This is a genomic window from Yersinia antarctica, assembly GCF_056636475.1.
Genome location: NZ_JBSJQF010000001.1, coordinates 2,408,135 through 2,428,383, shown reverse-complemented (window position 1 = coordinate 2,428,383; position 20,249 = coordinate 2,408,135). Strand labels below are relative to the sequence as shown.

The window sequence follows — 20,249 nt, the reverse complement described above, 5'->3', positions numbered from 1 at the left end:
GCGTTTCGTTCGGGAATGGGGCGATGATACTGGACCCGTATGGTCGCATCATCAATGAAACCTGGGAGGCCGCCGACATGATGGTGTGCGCTGAGCTGGATCTCTCCTTGATCCCACTCAGTACTGGACGGCGCTGGATCTATGGTCGTCGCCCTGAGTTATATACCATTTTGACTGAGCGGCAAGGTTATGAACGGGATGCTATTTCAGCACGTTTTTCCGAGGATGCTCCAGTCCTGAAAAACAGATAGCTGACAGCCAATTTTACAGTCAATACTGGTAAGGCAGGGACTGAAAACACCTGCCTGTATTACCGGCGAATGCCGGTGCCAATGCTGATACTCGATACTCCGCCCGAACCCCCACTCACGCCGACATGACCGGTATTTGCACAGGCAATCAGCAATAGTGTAATCATCACCATGATTAACTTTTTCATTCGGTTTCCTTAGGTTCGCTAGCACGCTACGCGCGCAGAGACAGGAAGGGTAGCTTGCCTGTCTCGGATACTGCCCGATAAGTTATATCAAATAGTATATAGCTAAAGCGGGTTGTCTATGGTTTTCATCTGACAACTGAATAGGTCGCAGAGAGAGTCATATACAGCGTAAATGTATGGCAGTGATAGCTGATTCAACCTGATTGGTAACAGTATCTGTTTAATAATCAGATCAACACTTTTGCAACACTCAATCAAGAGACTCGCCTATGCACTTTACTCAAGCCATTGCCAGACTGCCGGCGGCTACCTGTGGTAGCGGCCAGACTACGTCCCAATTGGGCGCCCCAGATATTGCTGTGACGGGTCACCAATTTTTGGCCTACGTTGATACCTTGCTCCGTCTTGGCCTGAAAGTGACTATTTTACCGGCAGCACCGGCATTCCCTGATGCGCACTTTGTTGAGGATACTGCCGTCGTCATGCCGGAACTGGCGGTGATAACCCACCCTGGGGCACCCAGCCGCCAAGGCGAAGTGGCGACTATCGAGCCGCTATTTACCGACCGCCCGGTCTTTCGAATGAGCGAGCAAGGCCATCTTGATGGGGGTGATGTGCTGTTGGTGGATAAACAATTTTTTATCGGCCTGACTTCACGCACTGATGAAGTCGGGATCAGCGAGTTTACCGCCGCGGTCGCGCGCTATGGCTATCGGGTAACGCCAATAGCAGTGAGTGCGGGGTTACACCTGAAGTCGATTGTTAACTATGTTGGGCGTAACACCTTGTTGCTGACCGAGGATTATCAGCACCATCCCGCGTTTTCTCGGTTTAATACCATTGTTATTCCTGAAGATGAGTCTTACGCCGGTAATACTTTGTGGATCAATGATACGTTGATTACACCGCAAGGGTATCCTTACACGTTGGCGCAAATTGAAAAGCTGGGAATGCCAATTATTCAACTTGATACCAGTGAATTTAAAAAAATGGATGGCGGCTTGACCTGCCTCTCGCTTCGTTTCTAATCTTTGCGGTTTCTATTACTTGCCAACATTGGGATCTTAACCATGAAAAAGACATTAGCTGCAATATTGACCGGCCTGATACTTTCCGCGCCCGTGGCGGCTCAGACCATTGACACTATTAGCTTTGGTGTAGACGGGGGTTATCCACCTTTTGATGTTCTTTCTCCCAGTGGCGAGATCACCGGCTTTGATATCGATATCGCGAATGCCTTGTGTGAAAACCTGCATGCGAAGTGTGTATTCGTTAAACAACCGTTTGAAAGCATGATCGCGGCACTTAATGCCCGTAAGTTCGATGCAATTATTGCGTCGCTGACCATTACTGAAGAGCGCAAAAAAGAAGTGGATTTCACGGATCGATACTATCGCAGTGCCGCACAATTGGTGGCGCGAAAAGGCAGTCCGCTGTTACCGGACACCGCCAGCTTGAAAGGCAAAACCGTGGGTGTGCAAACCGGCTCAATCCATGAGACCTATGCGAAAAAACACTGGGGTGGACAAGGGGTGAAAATCGTCTCTTATGCCAATCAGGACAATGTCTATCTGGATCTGCTGTCTGGGCGCATCAACGCCTCGCTACAAGATAACATTCAGGCTGCCAGTAGCTTTATTGATACCCCGCGTGGGCAGAAATTTGCTTTTGCCGGGCCAGTTATCCAAGACGAAACTATCTCATCTGATGTGGGTATCGCCGTCGGTAAAGATAATCCAGCGTTACGCGATGCATTGAATGGAGCAATTAAGGCGATCCGTGCTGACGGTACTTATGACGCCATTCAGAAAAAATATTTCAGTTTCGATATTTACGGCAACTGAGTGCTTCACCATTTTTTGTGATGTAAACCCGCCGGGCCGATGACTAACGCGCCCGGCACCGGTTTTTCAGCGACAGGGGGCCAATAATGGTAGCCGAATATTTGCCTTTACTGGCACAGGGGGCGGGGTTGTCACTGTGTGTGATGCTGCTGTCACTCGCGGTGGCACTGGTACTTGGGTTGATCAATGCGGTTATCAAACTGTTTGGTCCGCGCTGGTTGCGCTGGATATCAACCGGATACACCACGCTGGTGCGAGGTATTCCTGAACTGGTGATTATGTTGCTGCTATTTTTCGGTGGCGAAATGCTGGTGAATGGGTTCCTCAGTTTATTGGGCGTGGGGCCGGTTCGCTTCAACACTTTTATCTCTGGCGTGTTGGCCATTGGTATTGTATTCGGCGCTTACTACACTGAAACCTTCCGGGGCGCATTTCAAACCGTTGATCGTGGTCAGTTGGAGGCCGCAATAGCTTACGGTATGAGTCCTGCTCAGGTATTCCGGCGCATTATGTTGCCACAGATGCTCAGTTTTGCCATTCCGGGGATCAATAACAACTGGCTTGGTTTAATGAAAGCGTCGGCGTTGATATCCATTCTGGGGTTGGAAGATATGGTGTGGCTGGCTGAACAGGCAGGACGGGCGACACAAAAACCGTTCTTGTTTTACTTCCTGGTGGCGATGATTTACATGGTCATCACCGCGCTTTCTAGTTGGGGATTCAGTCTGCTTTCACGGCGCTATGCGCTGTCAACCTCTAGTGCAGCGAGGCAAGGATGAATCTGCAAACCATGCTGGAGGCTGCACCGACATTTTTGTATAGCGACGGGTCGGATGTTACCGGGTTGGCCATGACCGCTAAGCTGTTTTTACTGTCCGTGGTGCCGGGTTTATTGTTGGCACTACTGATGGCAGTTGGGCAAGCTTTTGGCCCACGGCCGCTCTCTTGGTTCATCCGCAGCGTAACTTATTTTTTCCGTAGCACGCCGCTCTATCTGCAATTAATGCTGATCTACTACGGTTTGTCACAGTTTGACATCGTGCAGTTGGGTTGGCAGGACGACCAACCGTTCTGGCTGCTGTTCCGTGATGCCACTTTCTGTGCCACGCTCGCGCTGGTGCTGAATACCAGTGCTTATGTGGCAGAATTATTGGCGGGAATGATGGTGACGTTTCCACGTCAGGAGTGGGTGGCTGGCGAAGCTTTTGGCATGAGCCAGTGGCAGATTATTCGCCGGTTGGTACTGCCCGCAACATTGCGGCGCGGTATCCCAGCGCTGAATAACGAGATGGTATTCCTGCTACACGCCACCTCACTTGCCAGTACCGTAACGCTATTGGATATTACCGGCGTGGCGCGCTCGTTCTATGCGGCAACTTATTCCCCGTTCATCCCGTTCCTGATGGCGGCGGCGCTCTATCTGTTATGCACTTTTATGCTGATTTACCTATTTTCACGTGCAGAACGGCGCTGGCTGGCTTTTGCCCGTCACGATTAAGTATTCCGTGCGGGCACTGCGGATTTAAGTGCGTTTGATGGTTTGTAATTCCGTCAGGGTGACAATTTTATCGACCCGGAATTTTTTACTGGTCAGCCAACTATCAGCCAGTAACCGGTAGTGTTCCATGTTACGACAGCCAATGCGCACCAGGAAGTCGAAGCTGCCACCGACCAACCAACAGTCCAGCACCTCCGGCGTTTTGCATACTTCCTGTTCGAATGCCGCCTGCGAGTGCCCATGGTCGGCCAGTGCAATTTGTGCTTGTATAACAAAAGCATGCGCAGGTTCCGGCAACTCAATAATCGCGCTGTAACCGCGGATAATACCGGCACGCTCCAGTAGCCGTACGCGCTCCAGACAAGGGCGAGCGGTAAGGTTTACCTGTTCAGAGAGCTTTTGATAAGAGATGCGACCATCCTGGCTCAGTATTTCAAGGATTTTTTTGTCAATTCGGTCAAGCCGGGCTTTCTTTTCCACAGATAGGACGTCCAATGAAAATCAATAATCATAAGTTACCTGAACATGCCCTGGGTGGGCAGCGTCAATTAACCAGCTTTCATTTCGGCCAGCAAAGTTTTGGTGAGAAAATCTATCTACAAGCTGGCCTGCATGCTGATGAACTGCCCGGCATGCTGGTATTACATTATCTTAAAAGATTACTGAGTCAGGCGGAACGGCGCGGTGAAATTCAGAGCGAAATAATTATTGTGCCGCTTGCCAACCCGGTAGGTATTGCGCAAGTGCTCCTTAATAGTGGTATCGGCCGTTTTGATCTGGGCAGTGGCCGCAATTTCAACCGTGACTTCCCTGATCTGGCGCAAGGGGTACAAACGCGGCTGGCATCGCGGCCGCTCACTGATAGTGTTGGTATACAGCAACAAGTGCGAGTTGCCATGGTTGAGGCATTGCAGGATTTGCCTGCCAGCAGTGAAGTTGCATCGCTGCGCCAACACTTATTAAGACTGGCTTGTGATGCGGACCTGGTGCTGGATCTGCATTGTGATGATCACGCTATTTTGCACATGTACGCTGATCCTGCCTGGTGTGAACCCGCCGAAACCTTGGCACGGTTCTTAGATATTGGCACCGTATTACTGTCGCAAGATAGCGGTGGTGGATCCTTTGATGAGGCTTGCGGCTTGCCATGGCACCGGTTGGCGGCGCACTATCCGGCGTTAAAGCTTGAACCGGGCTGCATGGCGGTGACGCTAGAATTACGGGGTCAACAGGATGTTAGCCACGCGTTGGCCAGTGCTGATGCCGAGCGTCTTTATCACTATTTGCAGTACCGTGGCGCAGTCAAAGGGCAACCTTTGGTTATTCCGCAGCGGGAAGTCACCCTGTTGCCGTTTACGGCGGGTGAGATAGTGACAGCACCTGCCAGTGGCATTCTGCTGTTATTACGCCAGCCGGGTGAATGGGTTGGGAAAGATGAAGTGGTAGCTGAAATTATTGATCCGCTCACCGATACGGTAAAAGCGGTTCGCGCTCAGGCTGGCGGCATTATCTACGCCAGTCGGCGGGCACCTTTTGTCACGTTGGGGGCAGAAGTGATGAAAATTGCAGGCAAAACCCCCTACGCAGGTGGCGGGGGGTTAGCGTTGTGATGTTATAGCGCAGCACGATTAATGTTACACACTCAGTTCACGTAACAGGGGGAAAGCCTGTTGGGTCTGTTGTTCGCTGACGACGAACGCGCGTAATTGCTGTGAGTTATCAGTGCCACGCGCCACTATCCCCTGCGCTGTCAGGCATATTTCCCAGTGGAGATCCTCGCGGTTGGTTTCGCCAGCGAAATAGAGCGGTAGATCAGGTGTTTTGACTTTAACTAACATCGGCGGCAGGGTGAGACACGCGGCTCCCCCTAGAATATTTTTTGCCAGTGTCATGGCTCCCACTAATATGGGCTGCAAAAATGGCAGTACTTTCCCCTCGACCTCGGCACAATCACCCACGGCAAAGATATCTGGATCAACCGTTTGCAACTGATTATTGACCTTAATACCACGCCCAATATCGAGACCTGCGGCAGCGGCGAGGGCAGTTTCCGGCTTTAAACCAATCGCGGCAATAACAGCATCAACGGTATACGTTTGACCCGCGCGAAGTTCTACTCGCAAGCCGTTGGTGACTTTTGTCACACTGAGCAATTCATTATTAAACACCAAAGTAACACCACTTTGGCTGAGGCGCTGTTGTAAGCGGCTACTGATCTCCACTGGTATCACAGAGGCTAGCAAACTGTGTGCCTTATCCACCAGAATCACCTGCTTACCAGAACGCTGTAGGTCCATTGCCAACTCCGTCCCGATTAACCCGCCGCCCAGCACTAAAACACGCGATGCCTTTTGCAACCTATCTTGATGTTGCCGGTATTCATTTTGGCTATTAAATGTAACGATCATCTCGCTACCGGGCACGGTCGGAACCAGTGCAGACGCCCCGGTAGCCAGCACTAATTTATGGTAATTAAATCCCCGATCACCACAAAAAACGCGTTTAGTGTGCCGCTCAATGGCGGTGACCAACATCGCTGTATGCAAAGTAAGATTATTTTCTTCTGCAAACTTCTCGGCCGACAACCGGGTGAGATCGTCAGCGCTCTGCTGAAGACTAAATACATGACTTAAATCAGGTTTATTATAATCCACGCCACTGTCAGCGGCGATCATCTGGATTGGCACTTGTGGGTTAAGTTTACGGATGTTTTTAACCACTTGGCGGGCGGCAAAACCTGAACCCACAATAATAATGTTATCTGTCATAACATGCTCCATTACAGTGGATCGAACACAGATTTGCCCAAGCCACACTCTGGGCAGAGGAAGAAATCGGGTACATTTTCCCAACAGGTTCCCGGCTTAACCTCTTGAAGAGGCTCACCCAGTGCTGGGTCATATATCCACTGGCAAACACTGCATTGCATTGAAATACCCAGATTCTGTTTCTCGGCGCGGGCCTTTTCTTGAGTGAGGGCGATAACGTCGTCAACCTCAGATAAATGGGGGGTCTCCAATGGATGAAGTGCCCATTCACGGGCAATTTTACGCCCATGTTCACGGCACTCTGCTAAAGCATCAGTATCAGGCCGCCATTTCATTTTTAAGGAGAGGGAGATATCAAACCCGGCATCCATCAGGCGAGTTTGAATGCGGTCAACCGCACCGCCAGTCCAGCCAAAGCTGCCAAATGCCGCAGCTTTTTTGTTACGGAAACGTAATCCGGCCAGTTCTTCGAGCATCCCGGCGATTTTTGGCATCATGACGTTGTTCATGGTGGAAGAACCCACTAAAACGCCTTTAGAACGGAAGACCTGGGTGAGGATTTCATTTTTGTCATGGCGGGCAATGTTGTAGATCTTCACTGCCACACCGGGGTCGGTATCGTGAATACCCTGAGCAATAGCATCCGCCAATTCCCAAACGAAATGCAACAAAGTGACCCACCGGTCAGGTACGGATAAAATAGCCGTATTGACCCTGTCGGAGACCCTGTTGCATGAAGGGAAAACATTTGACTCAGCATGAGCGCTTTTACATCGAAAAACGAAAAGCTGAAGGCGTTAATCAGTCCTGCATTGCCAGAGAGCTCGGCGTCTCTCGCTCTACCCTGAGCCGGGAGCTCAGGCGTAATACGGACCCCGCCTTCAACGGACTTTACTCCTCCAGACGCGCTGATGCCTTAGCCAGACAACGGCGGGGCGCCACCTCGGCACACAATGCCTGTTTCCCTCTGGGCCAGCAGACACAAGACTTTCTCCGGCAGGCGCTGGCTGTACATACCTCCCCTGAGGTTATCTCTGGGAGACTGAAAATCCAGTTTGATATCGCCGTCAGCAAAAATACCCTCTACCGCTATATCCGTTCGGACAGACAGGCTGGCGGTAAGCTTTACCTTCAGCTCCCTCACCGGGGTAAACGCTATCGCTATGATACGGGTGAGCCCGGACGCACGCCCATCCCGGACAGGGTTGGCATTGAGCACAGGCCTGCTGAGGCTGAACTCAAACAGGTTCCCGGGCATGTTGAAATCGATACGATTTTTGGCAAAGACCAGAAGTCATTCCTGCTGACGGTCGTGGACAAAGCCACAAAGCAGGTCATTATCCGTAAACTCCCCAATAAGTGCGCTGAGAGCGTCGTGGAAGCGTTCAGGGACATCGTGGCGAATACTTTCTGTGAGTTTAAAACCCTGACGGCAGATAACGGACCCGAGTTTGCGAAACATAAGGACATCACTCAGGTAACGGGCGCAAAGGTTTACTTTGCCCGGCCTTATCATTCCTGGGAGCGGGGGTTGAATGAGCATACCAACGGTCTGATACGGCGGTTTTATCCGAAAGGAACCGATTTTAATGGCGTCAGCGATGAAGATATTGCGAGACTGGAGCACATCCTCAACACTCGGGGGCGCAAATCTCTGGAATACAGCTCACCGAATGAGGTATTTTTAGAGTATCTACTCGCTGCATAACGCATGATGGTTTGTTGCGTTTCGTTCGGGAATGGGGCATAGGGATCAGGCAGATGGCTGTCAGTCGGGAAACGGACCACATTCCCTGCCCGGGCAATGGCCTCTAATCGCGGATGGGATGACAACGAAAAACGCCGCCCCAACACATCAGGCGATAAACCATCAATGGCCAAGGGGCGGAACAATTGATGTTCATAACGTAAAAGTGCCGAGGCATCGCATTGCAGTAATTGCCGCAAGCTACTGACTAACGTCTGAAAACGATCTTGCCCTGATAAGCCGCCCTGTAGCTCAATGGCTATTTTGGCCAGTGACTGAATGGATAAACTCATATTTTGTCATTCCGACATAGTGTTAGTCATTATGACAATGACACATCAATGTCATAATGACTAACTTTAATTTTTATATGATTAAAATCAATACTATAAATCATGGCACGCTATTTGCTCTCTAAGGTGAGGTAAATCATTTATTTTAGTTGAGGAACGGTTCATGGCGATTCAAGTTAAGAATAATATCAAATGGGTTGGGCAACGTGATTGGGAAGTGCGTGATTTCCATGGTACTGAGTACAAAACCCTGAAAGGGACCAGTTACAACAGCTATTTAATCTGCGAAGAAAAGAACATTCTGATCGATACAGTTGATCAGAAATTTGATCGAGATTTTGTTGCCAATTTAGCACGGGAGATCGACTTAAATGCGCTCGACTATATTGTTATCAATCATGCAGAAGAAGACCATGCCGGCGCATTAACCGAGTTAATGGCGCGTATCCCCAACACTCCGATTTATTGCACCGCCAATGCTATCGACTCAATCAACGGACATCATCATCATCCTGAATGGAATTTCATTACAGTTAAAACAGGCGATACCTTAGATATCGGCAACGGTAAGCAATTGATCTTTGTTGAAACGCCGATGCTGCACTGGCCTGACAGCATGATGACTTACATCACGGGTGATGCCGTGTTGTTCAGTAATGATGCTTTCGGTCAGCACTACTGTGATGAGCATCTGTTTAATGACGAGGTCGATCAGACCGAACTTTATGAACAGTGCGCTCGCTATTATGCCAACATTTTGACCCCTTTCAGCCGCTTGGTAACACCAAAAATCAATGAAATTCTTGGTTTCAATCTGCCAGTATCAATGATTGCCACCTCCCATGGCGTGGTATGGCGCGATAATCCAACCCAAATTGTCACGCAATATCTGGCTTGGGCGGCAGATTATCAGGAAGACCGGATAACCATTTTCTATGACACCATGTCAAATAATACCCGCATGATGGCCGATGCCCCATTCCCGAACGAAACGCAACAAACCATCATGCGTTATGCAGCGAGTAGATACTCTAAAAATACCTCATTCGGTGAGCTGTATTCCAGAGATTTGCGCCCCCGAGTGTTGAGGATGTGCTCCAGTCTCGCAATATCTTCATCGCTGACGCCATTAAAATCGGTTCCTTTCGGATAAAACCGCCGTATCAGACCGTTGGTATGCTCATTCAACCCCCGCTCCCAGGAATGATAAGGCCGGGCAAAGTAAACCTTTGCGCCCGTTACCTGAGTGATGTCCTTATGTTTCGCAAACTCGGGTCCGTTATCTGCCGTCAGGGTTTTAAACTCGCAGAAAGTATTCGCCACGATGTCCCTGAACGCTTCCACGACGCTCTCAGCGCACTTATTGGGGAGTTTACGGATAATGACCTGCTTTGTGGCTTTGTCCACGACCGTCAGCAGGAATGACTTCTGGTCTTTGCCAAAAATCGTATCGATTTCAACATGCCCGGGAACCTGTTTGAGTTCAGCCTCAGCAGGCCTGTGCTCAATGCCAACCCTGTCCGGGATGGGCGTGCGTCCGGGCTCACCCGTATCATAGCGATAGCGTTTACCCCGGTGAGGGAGCTGAAGGTAAAGCTTACCGCCAGCCTGTCTGTCCGAACGGATATAGCGGTAGAGGGTATTTTTGCTGACGGCGATATCAAACTGGATTTTCAGTCTCCCACAGATAACCTCAGGGGAGGTATGTACAGCCAGCGCCTGCCGGAGAAAGTCTTGTGTCTGCTGGCACAGAGGGAAACAGGCATTGTGTGCCGAGGTGGCGCCCCGCCGTTGTCTGGCTAAGGCATCAGCGCGTCTGGAGGAGTAAAGTCCGTTGAAAGCGGGGTCCGTATTACGCCTGAGCTCCCGGCTCAGGGTAGAGCGAGAGACATCCAGTTCTCTGGCAATGCAGGACTGATTAACGCCTTCAGCTTTTCGTTTTTCGATGTAAAAGCGCTCATGCTGAGTCAAATGTTTTCCCTTCATGCAACAGGGTCTCCGACAGGGTCAATACGGCTATTTTATCCGTACCTGACCGGTGGGTCACTTTGTTGCATTTCGTTTGGGAATTGGCGATTTACTGCCATGGGTGCCAAAATTTGCCCTGTAATCAGTGATAAAGACGGTATGGATATTTCCTATGGCATCAGGGGCTGGCCAAATGCCAAAATGATTTTCACTTCTCCTTCACATCAATTTCCGCTGGGAGGAACATTGAGTTTATCGAGGAGGATGGCTTTACTTGACTGGGCGGCTGAAAATAAAACGTGGATTTTTGAGGATGACTATAATAGTGAATTCCGCTATACCGCTCCGCCGATACAAGCTCTTCAGGGGTTGGATAAACAACAACGAGTAATTTATGCCGGAACCTTTTCAAAAATGATGTTCCCCGAATTTCGCTTAGGTTTCCTGGTGATACCGAATAATCTCATTGAGTCATTTAAGCTCGCTAAATACTATGCAGATACGCGTACATTTTATTTAGAACAAGCTACACTGGCCACTTTTATTTCTGATGGTCATTACGCCCACCACGTGAGACGGGTCAGAAAAGCCTGCTACGAACGTAAAAAAGTAATAATAGACGCCATACAACGATATCTGCCAAATAGTTTTAAGATTGAACCTGCTGATTCAGGTATTCATATTGTCTGCTGGTTATTAGACAATCTAAAAGAGCAAGATATTATCGATAAATGTCGTAAAATTGGGCTAGGGGCACAACCACTTTCTCGTTATTGCCAAACAAATTCGCCAGAACAGGCTATTTTATTAGGTTTTGCCGCTCATTCACCTGCGGAAATCGTAGCAGGGATACAGCGGCTGAGCCAAATAATTGCCTAAATAGTTTAGTTAACCACCCCAGCGGCTTCGAAGGTAACTGACTGCTTCTTGGGTCTGTGGTTGGTTGAGGTTATTCTCTCTAAACAGAATCGTTCCGGTGATTTGTGGTACTGACTCGTTCCAATCGAGCTGCTTTTTCAGCTCTGGCACGCCCCCATTATTCGACCATTCAGGCTCATTTTTTGAAGGTTCACCCACTTTGTACAGGGCAATACCAATATAGAGCCGTGTTTTTGTGGGTTTCACCACGCTAACCCACCATTTGGCTAGCACATCATAACGGGCTACTTGGCGTGAGAAGGGCCAATAAAGCTGCGGAGCAATGTAATCCAGTAATCCCAGTTGTACCCAGAGGCGGGTATCTGCATAAGCTTCATCATATGCCGCCGCTCCTCGCGTGTCGGAACCTGCTGGGTCGTGTGAACGGTTACGCCAGACACCAGAAGGGCTGACGCCGAATTCAACGTTGGGTTTCAATTGCTTGATAGTGCGTGAAACTTGTTGAATAAGTTGCAGAGTGTTGTGCCGTCTCCAGTCCGCTTTTGATTCAAATAATTGACCATACTTTTTGAATGTCTAGCTGTCGTTCAGGGCTGAATCTGCTGACTCGGCATAAAAATAATCATCAAATTGCACACCGTCAATAGGATAACGTGCAACGACTTCGGCCACGATACTGGTGATCCAGTCCCGTACCTCAGGGATACCTGGGTCGAGGACAAAACGCTCGTTTGCGGTGCGGACCCAGTCGCGATGTAGCACAAATACGCTGGCCGGATGTAGCGACAATGTACGGTTCAGTTCTGTAACAGTAGCCGGCTTGGTATTGACAGATACCCGATAGGGATTGAACCAAGCATGGACTTTCATGCCACGTTTGTGCGCCTCATCCAGCATAAACTGCAGGGGATCGTATCCAGGATCCTCACCAATATTGCCCGTCAGCATATCTGACCATGGCAAAATTTTTGATGCCCACAGTGCAGTTCCATCAGGCTTAATCTGGAAGAACACGGTGTTGATACCGAGAGTTTTTAGCTTATCTAACTTATCGGTCAGTGCTTGCTGCTGCTGGCTGATGCGGATAGCAGAGCTGCTGGCATTGACTGACGCTACCGGTGGCCAGTCGAGGCGGGAAACAGTCGCCAGCCAGACACCGCGCACCGGCTCCTGACTCTGCTGAACTTTAGCCACCGAAGGTAGCGGGGTGACGAGCGACCTCGGCGGTTCGGAGGAGCAACTGGCAAGTAAAAGAGTACAAGCGAGAAGTGCACCCCGCGGTGTAACTTTAGTTACAGAGTGAAAGCGATGAGAACAGGCGATAATACTCTCCAGTTTTTGATAATTGCCTGGCAAAGAAACCGACTATCCTCTGCTAAAGTGCAAGCAGCGGCTATGGTCATCAGCGGCAAAAATAGACAATACGGACATTTTTGTCCTCTGTTTGTTTAAGTTTTCAATTGTTTTATTTAATTCTTCTATTGATAACTTCTTCTTTATCTTACTGTTAATGGTGTTAAAAGGCATAAACCGGAGCTAAACAGGCCAGTTGAGCCTTAACTAACGCTAACAGGGATTGTACTTAATATCTGAGTCAGTATTCAATGGTGCCTTATTTATTATTCCTTCGAGCAGAATTATATTCAAATCATCCGATTCTTGTATCCAAATACATGAAATTTGATTTTACTCATTGCTGTGGATACTCGCACATCGTTCCCATAGTCACACAGACCTGCGCGGATCTTCAGCTAACGAATAGAGGAATTATTTTATATGACGGAAAATATATTTACTAACTTCCCAGACGCGGCGAGACAGGCGGCATCAGAAACTTTTGAAGAGTTGATATCTCAACCAAATGTCCGTATTGAACGCATAATATCAACCGGGCAATCGAGTCCGCCAGATTTCTGGTATTGTCAGCCACAAAGTGAGTGGGTGATGGTTGTACAGGGATCCGCATGTTTGCATTTTGCAGATGAATCGAGCGTTCGTGAACTACATGCCGGGGATTTTGTTAATATTCCAGCCCAGTGCCGGCATCGGGTTGCATGGACCGATCCGAATGGACCGACTATCTGGTTAGCGGTGCATTATGGCGAGTTAGTTAATAAATAATAACCTTGGGATAATGACATAAATAATTTTAGGTTCGCAAACCATTAAAGATGGTGATGAGGCAGTAAAGAATTATTTCCTGAAACTGATAATGTCGACAGAGGTTGGGGAGTGAATACATGAGAAATCACTCCTGACAACATAACGAACATTCATCAAAATCTGCAATGAACAATGAAGATCATAACAAAATAGAGAGGGGCATCATCAAAGGTAACTGACGGATTTGTGATGGTGGCACAGATAACCATGAAGTTATGGGTTGCTCCAATCAATTTAACATAATATACATTATGCGCACCAAGGTGGTGTTAGGTAGAATCTGAGGGTTTAGGCTTTATCATGTATGTGGTTGTTGATTATTTAAATCTCTTCGTTGGTACGCCAGCTCAGGGGAAACTTGCCTGCTCAGGTTGTACTATTCAATCTTCAATCCAGTGTACTTGCCCAAGCTCCTGACAGTTGTTCCGTACTCACGAACATCTTGTACCATTGCGCTGGCGTAGTTCACGCTTCATATTTTACGGTCCGTCATTAATTACTCAACTATCCTTGGCTGGGCCTTTTGAGTTATCTACGTTCTACTAAAAACAGCACTGGAATCGTCTTCCAGTGCTGTGGTTGGATCATTGTTCAAATACGATATTAAGGCACTTCGCCAATTCCCAAACGAAATGCAACAAAGTGACCCACCGGTCAGGTACGGATAAAATAGCCGTATTGACCCTGTCGGAGACCCTGTTGCATGAAGGGAAAACATTTGACTCAGCATGAGCGCTTTTACATCGAAAAACGAAAAGCTGAAGGCGTTAATCAGTCCTGCATTGCCAGAGAGCTCGGCGTCTCTCGCTCTACCCTGAGCCGGGAGCTCAGGCGTAATACGGACCCCGCTTTCAACGGACTTTACTCCTCCAGACGCGCTGATGCCTTAGCCAGACAACGGCGGGGCGCCACCTCGGCACACAATGCCTGTTTCCCTCTGTGCCAGCAGACACAAGACTTTCTCCGGCAGGCGCTGGCTGTACATACCTCCCCTGAGGTTATCTGTGGGAGACTGAAAATCCAGTTTGATATCGCCGTCAGCAAAAATACCCTCTACCGCTATATCCGTTCGGACAGACAGGCTGGCGGTAAGCTTTACCTTCAGCTCCCTCACCGGGGTAAACGCTATCGCTATGATACGGGTGAGCCCGGACGCACGCCCATCCCGGACAGGGTTGGCATTGAGCACAGGCCTGCTGAGGCTGAACTCAAACAGGTTCCCGGGCATGTTGAAATCGATACGATTTTTGGCAAAGACCAGAAGTCATTCCTGCTGACGGTCGTGGACAAAGCCACAAAGCAGGTCATTATCCGTAAACTCCCCAATAAGTGCGCTGAGAGCGTCGTGGAAGCGTTCAGGGACATCGTGGCGAATACTTTCTGTGAGTTTAAAACCCTGACGGCAGATAACGGACCCGAGTTTGCGAAACATAAGGACATCACTCAGGTAACGGGCGCAAAGGTTTACTTTGCCCGGCCTTATCATTCCTGGGAGCGGGGGTTGAATGAGCATACCAACGGTCTGATACGGCGGTTTTATCCGAAAGGAACCGATTTTAATGGCGTCAGCGATGAAGATATTGCGAGACTGGAGCACATCCTCAACACTCGGGGGCGCAAATCTCTGGAATACAGCTCACCGAATGAGGTATTTTTAGAGTATCTACTCGCTGCATAACGCATGATGGTTTGTTGCGTTTCGTTCGGGAATGGGGCAAAGCCCAGGTCAATACGAAAAAATCGGCAATATTGTTACTGCTGGCGAGTTAGCGCCAAGTGATGCTAAGGAAGAATTGTCTAAAAAGGCTGATGAGCTTGGTGGGGATTATTTTGTTGTAACATCAGCAAATACCAACACAAAAATTCATGCTACTGCTGATGTTTATAAGAAAAAATAACCATGATAGTTTGCTCGGTAATATCAGAATGGGCTGTGAAGTGACAGCCCATTTTATTAGATGGCAAATCTCCCTGATTGCCTATTTTTTTGTTACACCGTCACCAATAACCCCCCTTTTTAATCCTATCTAGATCCGGTATGCTCGAAATATGTCAGAAAATCTTGTGGATCTGAAACGTGATTCCAGTAGCCAACTTAAATTATCTATTCCAATATAAATCAGTAAATTACCACAACTCCCACTGGTGCGAATGATGAGCCAATCGATAGTGCGCAATTCCGCTCTGCCATTATTGGTTGCTGGCGCTTTCTTTATGGAAAATCTCGATGGGACAGTTATTGTCACCGCCATGCCGCAGATGGCGACGGCATTTGCAGTACATCCCATTGATATGAATATTGGTATTTCTGCTTACATTCTGACACTGACGGTTTTTATTCCTGCCAGTGGTTGGATTGCCAATCGCTGTGGCGCTCGTAATATCTTTGCTGCCGCAATGATTATTTTCACATTAGCATCAGTGCTGTGTGCATTAAGCACTGATTTGATGACATTTACTGCCGCAAGAATTTTGCAGGGTTTTGGCGGTGCGATGATGGTCCCGGTCGGTAGGCTCATTGTATTACGTAATACGGCCAAACCTGATCTGATCAAAGCCATCGCCACCATTACCTGGCCCGGATTGGTAGCCCCGATACTCGGACCTCCTGTGGGGGGCTTTATTACTACCTATTTGACGCGTTCAATGCAGTTTACTGCGTTCAATACGCTGGCTTTTTCTGAAGTGCCTGGTCCGAAAATGGCCGGTGCCAATACGCTATCTAATATGGCGCAACAGATGGCAATTGGCCTCGGCATCGCCATCGGAGCCTTAGCGCTGCGGATAGCTGAGTGGTTTCACCCCCATCGCGCAGGTGTGATCCCATTGGAGAATTTCCAGATAGCATTTGTGGTTATCGCGCTGGTCGCATTACTATCGTTAGTAGATACATTAACCCTTAGCGGTGATGCGGGCGATGAAGTACGTAAGAAACCATCACGACGCTAAAATGTGTAGTGGACTATGCCGGAATAGCTTCCTTCTGTAGTTAAGAGTATGTTAATCATATCAATTATATTTTTAGCAACTAAAAATAAGGAATGTGTATGATCGTTTTCGTCACTGGTGCAACCTCAGGGTTTGGTGAGGCAATCGCTCGAAAGTTTATTAGCCACGGTCATCAGGTTATCGCGACAGGTCGTCGTCAGGAGCGTTTGGAAGAATTGAAGGACGAATTGGGTGAGCAGTTACATATCGTACGTTTAGATGTACGGAATCGGGCGGCTATTCAGCAAGTTATCGATGAGCTACCTACCGAACTAAAAGATATCGATCTGTTAGTTAACAATGCCGGTTTGGCATTGGGGTTGGAACCTGCACATAAAGCTAATGTTGAAGACTGGGATACGATGATTGACACCAACACCAAAGGTTTGGTGAATATGACTCGAGCATTATTGCCCGCAATGGTGGCACGTAATGTTGGTCACGTGATTAACATCGGCTCTACTGCCGCCAACTGGCCGTATGCCGGTGGTAATGTTTACGGAGCCACGAAAGCGTTTGTGAAACAATTTAGTCTGGGTCTGCGTGCTGACTTGCACGGTACACATATTCGTGTGACGGATATTGAGCCTGGTATGGTCGGTGGCACTGAATTCTCAGCAGTTCGCTTTAAAGGCGATGGCGATAAAGTCAATAAAACCTACGATGGCGCTAATCCACTGATACCTGAGGATATCGCTGAAGCCGTCTATTGGGTTGCTACGCTGCCAGCACGGGTCAATATTAACTCACTGGAGATGATGCCGGTCAGTCAATCTTTTGCTGGGTTGAGTATTCATCGCGAAGGTTAATATCAGGCGTTATTGGGTAAAATTGGGCTGGGGCTATCACCGCCCCACCCTTAATTTATCCGCCAGTCCGCAACAATTATCAGCATGCTTGGCGTTGGGTGTTTTTAATATAAAATTAACTCTGATTTTGAACATTGGGTCTTACAAACTTAGGGGGGATATATAAATCAAAACCTAAGTTCCCACAATACTCTCTAAACATATTTATAGAACCAACACCGCATTTTTCGTACATTATACCTAATCTATTTTCTATTGTTCTGTGTGATAAAGAAAGCCTTTTCGCTACCATCTTAGTAGTCATAGGTTGTAATATGAAAAAGATTATCTCAAGTTCTTTTTCACTAAACAGATCTGTTGGCGGGGTAAGTGTTAATACTGAAGGTGTACGGCGGTCTATATATTGAGAAAGAGAAATAAAATTTAATTTGCTGGCATTTGTTAATGTTCCTATACATTCACCGATTTTATTGTAAATAGGAAACCTGGGTAAATAGTAGGGTTCTAGTATTCTATCTCGGCCATAAAAATTGGTTGAAATAATAGCCACACGTTTTCCACTTTTTTCCGCTTTTCTATCATTCGCTTGATATTGTTCAGCAAACTCCGCCCAATCAGCCGGACATTCGTTATCTAACCGTCCCTCGATATCAAAACCAGCAGGTAAATTTAAAAAATCCAGACCGGCTTGATTTACGTACACGTAACGCGATTGGCAATCTCTCACAACCCACGGTTCATGGCTGTGTTCCATAATGGAAATCAGCGGCAGTGAATTTAAGGATTTTACGACTAAATTTTTTGAATCCGATGGCTTATTTTTTTCATCCATGATCAGTTCAGCCTCTCAAGTTATTTTTAATAAAAAAGAATGTGACCATTGAGTGCAACCCTATAAAGTATACTCAACAGAATCCGCGATATCAAGATGGTCTCGAAGGCACTTTAGTTATCTACTATTTATTAATCTTAAGTGAATTAATCCTGCCCTAATATTATTTAGGAAAATAATTATAAATAAACCCATTATAATAAATTTAAATATTCATTGCCGCATGAAGCTTGATGGATGCTATCATATTGAAGTGATGGTTTTAACGAAATCGCCAATTCCCAAACGAAATGCAACAAAGTGACCCACCGGTCAGGTACGGATAAAATAGCCGTATTGACCCTGTCGGAGACCCTGTTGCATGAAGGGAAAACATTTGACTCAGCATGAGCGCTTTTACATCGAAAAACGAAAAGCTGAAGGCGTTAATCAGTCCTGCATTGCCAGAGAACTGGATGTCTCTCGCTCTACCCTGAGCCGGGAGCTCAGGCGTAATACGGACCCCGCTTTCAACGGACTTTACTCCTCCAGACGCGCTGATGCCTTAGCCAGACAACGGCGGGGCGCCACCTCGGCACACAATGCCTGTTTCCCTCTGGGCCAGCAGACACAAGACTTTCTCCGGCAGGCGCTGGCTGTACATACCTCCCCTGAGGTTATCTCTGGGAGACTGAAAATCCAGTTTGATATCGCCGTCAGCAAAAATACCCTCTACCGCTATATCCGTTCGGACAGACAGGCTGGCGGTAAGCTTTACCTTCAGCTCCCTCACCGGGGTAAACGCTATCGCTATGATACGGGTGAGCCCGGACGCACGCCCATCCCGGACAGGGTTGGCATTGAGCACAGGCCTGCTGAGGCTGAACTCAAACAGGTTCCCGGGCATGTTGAAATCGATACGATTTTTGGCAAAGACCAGAAGTCATTCCTGCTGACGGTCGTGGACAAAGCCACAAAGCAGGTCATTATCCGTAAACTCCCCAATAAGTGCGCTGAGAGCGTCGTGGAAGCGTTCAGGGACATCGTGGCGAATACTTTCTGTGAGTTTAAAACCCTGACGGCAGATAACGGACCCGAGTTTGCGAAACATAAGGACATCACTCAGGTAACGGGCGCAAAGGTTTACTTTGCCCGGCCTTATCATTCCTGGGAGCGGGGGTTGAATGAGCATACCAACGGTCTGATACGGCGGTTTTATCCGAAAGGAACCGATTTTAATGGCGTCAGCGATGAAGATATTGCGAGACTGGAGCACATCCTCAACACTCGGGGGCGCAAATCTCTGGAATACAGCTCACCGAATGAGGTATTTTTAGAGTATCTACTCGCTGCATAACGCATGATGGTTTGTTGCGTTTCGTTCGGGAATGGGGCAATCACTGTAATAAAAATTTTTCCGTTTAGGCATTTTATCCATATGCATACCAAAAGACAAATCAACTAAAAATATAGTCGAAAATTTATTATATATAATCTCAATGGCTGCTTGTCAGTTTTAATTAATATCATCATAATCACATTTAGTACAATAAAGAAAACGAGGGGGCTATCACCGCCCCACCCTTAATTTACTCGCCAGCCCGCAACAATAATCAGCATCCCAATCAGAGCGACCCCTGCGCCGACCCAATCGAACAGTGAAAGTTTCACGCCATCCACTACCCGTAACCAAATTAGCGCTGTCGCGATATAAACCCCACCGTATGCCGCATAAACACGCCCACTGGCAGCGGGATGCAGTGTCAATAACCAGACAAACATTGCCAGACTGGCCGCCGCGGGCAGTAATAACCAGAGAGGGCCTCCTCTACGTAACCACAAATAGGGCAAGAAACAGCCAATTATCTCAGCCAGTGCGGTAACAAAAAACAGTAACGACGTCTTTAACATGTTCTGATCTCTTGATATTGCCAGCAACATCTTACCTCTGAGGCAAATGTTTAAAATTAACATTAGGTTACTCTACATATTCCCGACAAACCTGTCGCTGACTGGTTTATATACCGAAAGCAATGATATAA

Annotated in this window: 17 protein-coding genes and 7 pseudogenes; 15 read left to right on the top strand and 9 right to left on the bottom strand. The window is 47.9% G+C overall.

All coding sequences use genetic code 11. The features are described from left to right. Positions 1–2: 2 nt before the first annotated feature. Positions 3–251 (top strand): annotated as a pseudogene (locus tag ACWJJO_RS11235) (acyltransferase); the annotation flags it as partial. A 59-nt stretch (positions 252–310) separates the two neighbouring features. Here ACWJJO_RS11235 and ACWJJO_RS11230 read toward each other — a convergent pair. Then, entirely contained in the window at positions 311–439 is a 129-nt protein-coding gene (locus ACWJJO_RS11230) for a hypothetical protein (protein WP_265331623.1), read from the bottom strand. A 269-nt stretch (positions 440–708) separates the two neighbouring features. Here ACWJJO_RS11230 and ACWJJO_RS11225 point away from each other — a divergent pair, with 269 nt between their 5' ends. The 4 genes from ACWJJO_RS11225 to ACWJJO_RS11210 all read left to right on the top strand — a co-directional run bounded on the left by ACWJJO_RS11225 (position 709) and on the right by ACWJJO_RS11210 (position 3,781). Next, entirely contained in the window at positions 709–1,467 is a 759-nt protein-coding gene (locus ACWJJO_RS11225; protein ID WP_372569196.1) for a dimethylarginine dimethylaminohydrolase family protein, read from the top strand. Positions 1,468–1,509: 42 nt separating this feature from the next. After that, complete coding sequence (locus ACWJJO_RS11220; protein ID WP_083158824.1) at positions 1,510–2,283, top strand: ABC transporter substrate-binding protein; 774 nt, start codon at positions 1,510–1,512, stop codon at positions 2,281–2,283. Between the two features lie 86 nt (positions 2,284–2,369). Further along, positions 2,370–3,062, top strand: coding sequence for an ABC transporter permease (locus tag ACWJJO_RS11215; protein ID WP_005184240.1), 693 nt, complete (start codon positions 2,370–2,372; stop codon positions 3,060–3,062). After that, complete coding sequence (locus tag ACWJJO_RS11210) at positions 3,059–3,781, top strand: ABC transporter permease (protein WP_083158825.1); 723 nt, start codon at positions 3,059–3,061, stop codon at positions 3,779–3,781. The genes ACWJJO_RS11215 and ACWJJO_RS11210 overlap by 4 nt, the downstream gene beginning before the upstream one ends. A 24-nt stretch (positions 3,782–3,805) precedes the next feature. Here ACWJJO_RS11210 and ACWJJO_RS11205 read toward each other — a convergent pair whose 3' ends face one another. Continuing rightward, entirely contained in the window at positions 3,806–4,261 is a 456-nt protein-coding gene (locus tag ACWJJO_RS11205; protein ID WP_005184236.1) for an Lrp/AsnC family transcriptional regulator, read from the bottom strand. Between the two features lie 14 nt (positions 4,262–4,275). On the opposite strand from ACWJJO_RS11205, the gene ACWJJO_RS11200 reads away from it, so the two are divergent. Then, the gene (locus ACWJJO_RS11200; RefSeq protein WP_481091024.1) at positions 4,276–5,391 is read left to right on the top strand and encodes a succinylglutamate desuccinylase/aspartoacylase family protein; all 1,116 of its coding nucleotides are present in this window, start codon (positions 4,276–4,278) and stop codon (positions 5,389–5,391) included. A gap of 24 nt (positions 5,392–5,415) precedes the next feature. On the opposite strand, the gene norW is transcribed toward ACWJJO_RS11200, so the two are convergent. Next, positions 5,416–6,549 carry an NADH:flavorubredoxin reductase NorW gene (norW, locus tag ACWJJO_RS11195; protein ID WP_442820888.1) on the bottom strand — a complete coding sequence of 378 codons (1,134 nt, stop codon included), beginning with the start codon at positions 6,547–6,549 and terminating at the stop codon, positions 5,416–5,418. An 11-nt stretch (positions 6,550–6,560) separates the two neighbouring features. Beyond that, a pseudogene (locus ACWJJO_RS11190) lies at positions 6,561–7,199 on the bottom strand (rubredoxin); the annotation flags it as partial. An 83-nt stretch (positions 7,200–7,282) separates the two neighbouring features. Between ACWJJO_RS11190 and ACWJJO_RS11185 the strand changes: the two are divergent. Continuing rightward, complete coding sequence (locus ACWJJO_RS11185; protein ID WP_481090518.1) at positions 7,283–8,257, top strand: IS30 family transposase; 975 nt, start codon at positions 7,283–7,285, stop codon at positions 8,255–8,257. Positions 8,258–8,295: 38 nt separating this feature from the next. Here ACWJJO_RS11185 and ACWJJO_RS11180 read toward each other — a convergent pair. Further along, a pseudogene (locus tag ACWJJO_RS11180) lies at positions 8,296–8,589 on the bottom strand (nitric oxide reductase transcriptional regulator NorR); the annotation flags it as partial. 163 nt (positions 8,590–8,752) lie between these two features. On the opposite strand from ACWJJO_RS11180, the pseudogene ACWJJO_RS11175 reads away from it, so the two are divergent. Next, positions 8,753–9,565, top strand: a pseudogene (locus tag ACWJJO_RS11175) (oxygen-binding di-iron domain-containing protein); the annotation flags it as partial. A 35-nt stretch (positions 9,566–9,600) separates the two neighbouring features. Here the strand turns inward: ACWJJO_RS11175 and ACWJJO_RS11170 are convergent. Then, positions 9,601–10,575, bottom strand: coding sequence for an IS30 family transposase (locus tag ACWJJO_RS11170; protein ID WP_481091023.1), 975 nt, complete (start codon positions 10,573–10,575; stop codon positions 9,601–9,603). Between the two features lie 90 nt (positions 10,576–10,665). On the opposite strand from ACWJJO_RS11170, the pseudogene ACWJJO_RS11165 reads away from it, so the two are divergent. Beyond that, positions 10,666–11,436, top strand: a pseudogene (locus ACWJJO_RS11165) (aminotransferase-like domain-containing protein); the annotation flags it as partial. A gap of 9 nt (positions 11,437–11,445) precedes the next feature. Here ACWJJO_RS11165 and ACWJJO_RS11160 read toward each other — a convergent pair. Beyond that, positions 11,446–12,759 (bottom strand): annotated as a pseudogene (locus tag ACWJJO_RS11160) (glycoside hydrolase family 10-like protein). Between the two features lie 453 nt (positions 12,760–13,212). On the opposite strand from ACWJJO_RS11160, the gene ACWJJO_RS11155 reads away from it, so the two are divergent. The 5 genes and pseudogenes from ACWJJO_RS11155 (at position 13,213) to ydfG (ending at position 17,396) form a co-directional block, all read left to right on the top strand. Further along, positions 13,213–13,557, top strand: coding sequence for a cupin domain-containing protein (locus ACWJJO_RS11155; RefSeq protein WP_083158838.1), 345 nt, complete (start codon positions 13,213–13,215; stop codon positions 13,555–13,557). Between the two features lie 745 nt (positions 13,558–14,302). Beyond that, positions 14,303–15,277, top strand: coding sequence for an IS30 family transposase (locus ACWJJO_RS11150; RefSeq protein ID WP_481091022.1), 975 nt, complete (start codon positions 14,303–14,305; stop codon positions 15,275–15,277). A gap of 43 nt (positions 15,278–15,320) precedes the next feature. Next, positions 15,321–15,497 (top strand): annotated as a pseudogene (locus ACWJJO_RS11145) (YdgH/BhsA/McbA-like domain containing protein); the annotation flags it as partial. A 256-nt stretch (positions 15,498–15,753) separates the two neighbouring features. Beyond that, on the top strand, positions 15,754–16,548 hold the full coding sequence (locus ACWJJO_RS11140; RefSeq protein WP_481091021.1) for an MFS transporter: 795 nt from the start codon (positions 15,754–15,756) through the stop codon (positions 16,546–16,548). A gap of 98 nt (positions 16,549–16,646) precedes the next feature. Continuing rightward, on the top strand, positions 16,647–17,396 hold the full coding sequence (gene ydfG / locus ACWJJO_RS11135; RefSeq protein ID WP_050085366.1) for a bifunctional NADP-dependent 3-hydroxy acid dehydrogenase/3-hydroxypropionate dehydrogenase YdfG: 750 nt from the start codon (positions 16,647–16,649) through the stop codon (positions 17,394–17,396). A gap of 115 nt (positions 17,397–17,511) precedes the next feature. Here the strand turns inward: ydfG and ACWJJO_RS11130 are convergent, their stop codons facing one another. Beyond that, positions 17,512–18,228, bottom strand: a complete 717-nt coding sequence (locus tag ACWJJO_RS11130) for a helix-turn-helix transcriptional regulator (protein ID WP_372569184.1) — start codon at positions 18,226–18,228, stop codon at positions 17,512–17,514. A gap of 361 nt (positions 18,229–18,589) precedes the next feature. On the opposite strand from ACWJJO_RS11130, the gene ACWJJO_RS11125 reads away from it, so the two are divergent. Next, a complete protein-coding gene (locus ACWJJO_RS11125) occupies positions 18,590–19,564 on the top strand; it encodes an IS30 family transposase (RefSeq protein ID WP_481091001.1) in 975 nt (324 codons plus the stop codon). 227 nt (positions 19,565–19,791) lie between these two features. On the opposite strand, the gene ACWJJO_RS11120 is transcribed toward ACWJJO_RS11125, so the two are convergent. Then, positions 19,792–20,118, bottom strand: a complete 327-nt coding sequence (locus tag ACWJJO_RS11120; protein ID WP_442848682.1) for a YnfA family protein — start codon at positions 20,116–20,118, stop codon at positions 19,792–19,794. Positions 20,119–20,249 lie beyond the last annotated feature (131 nt).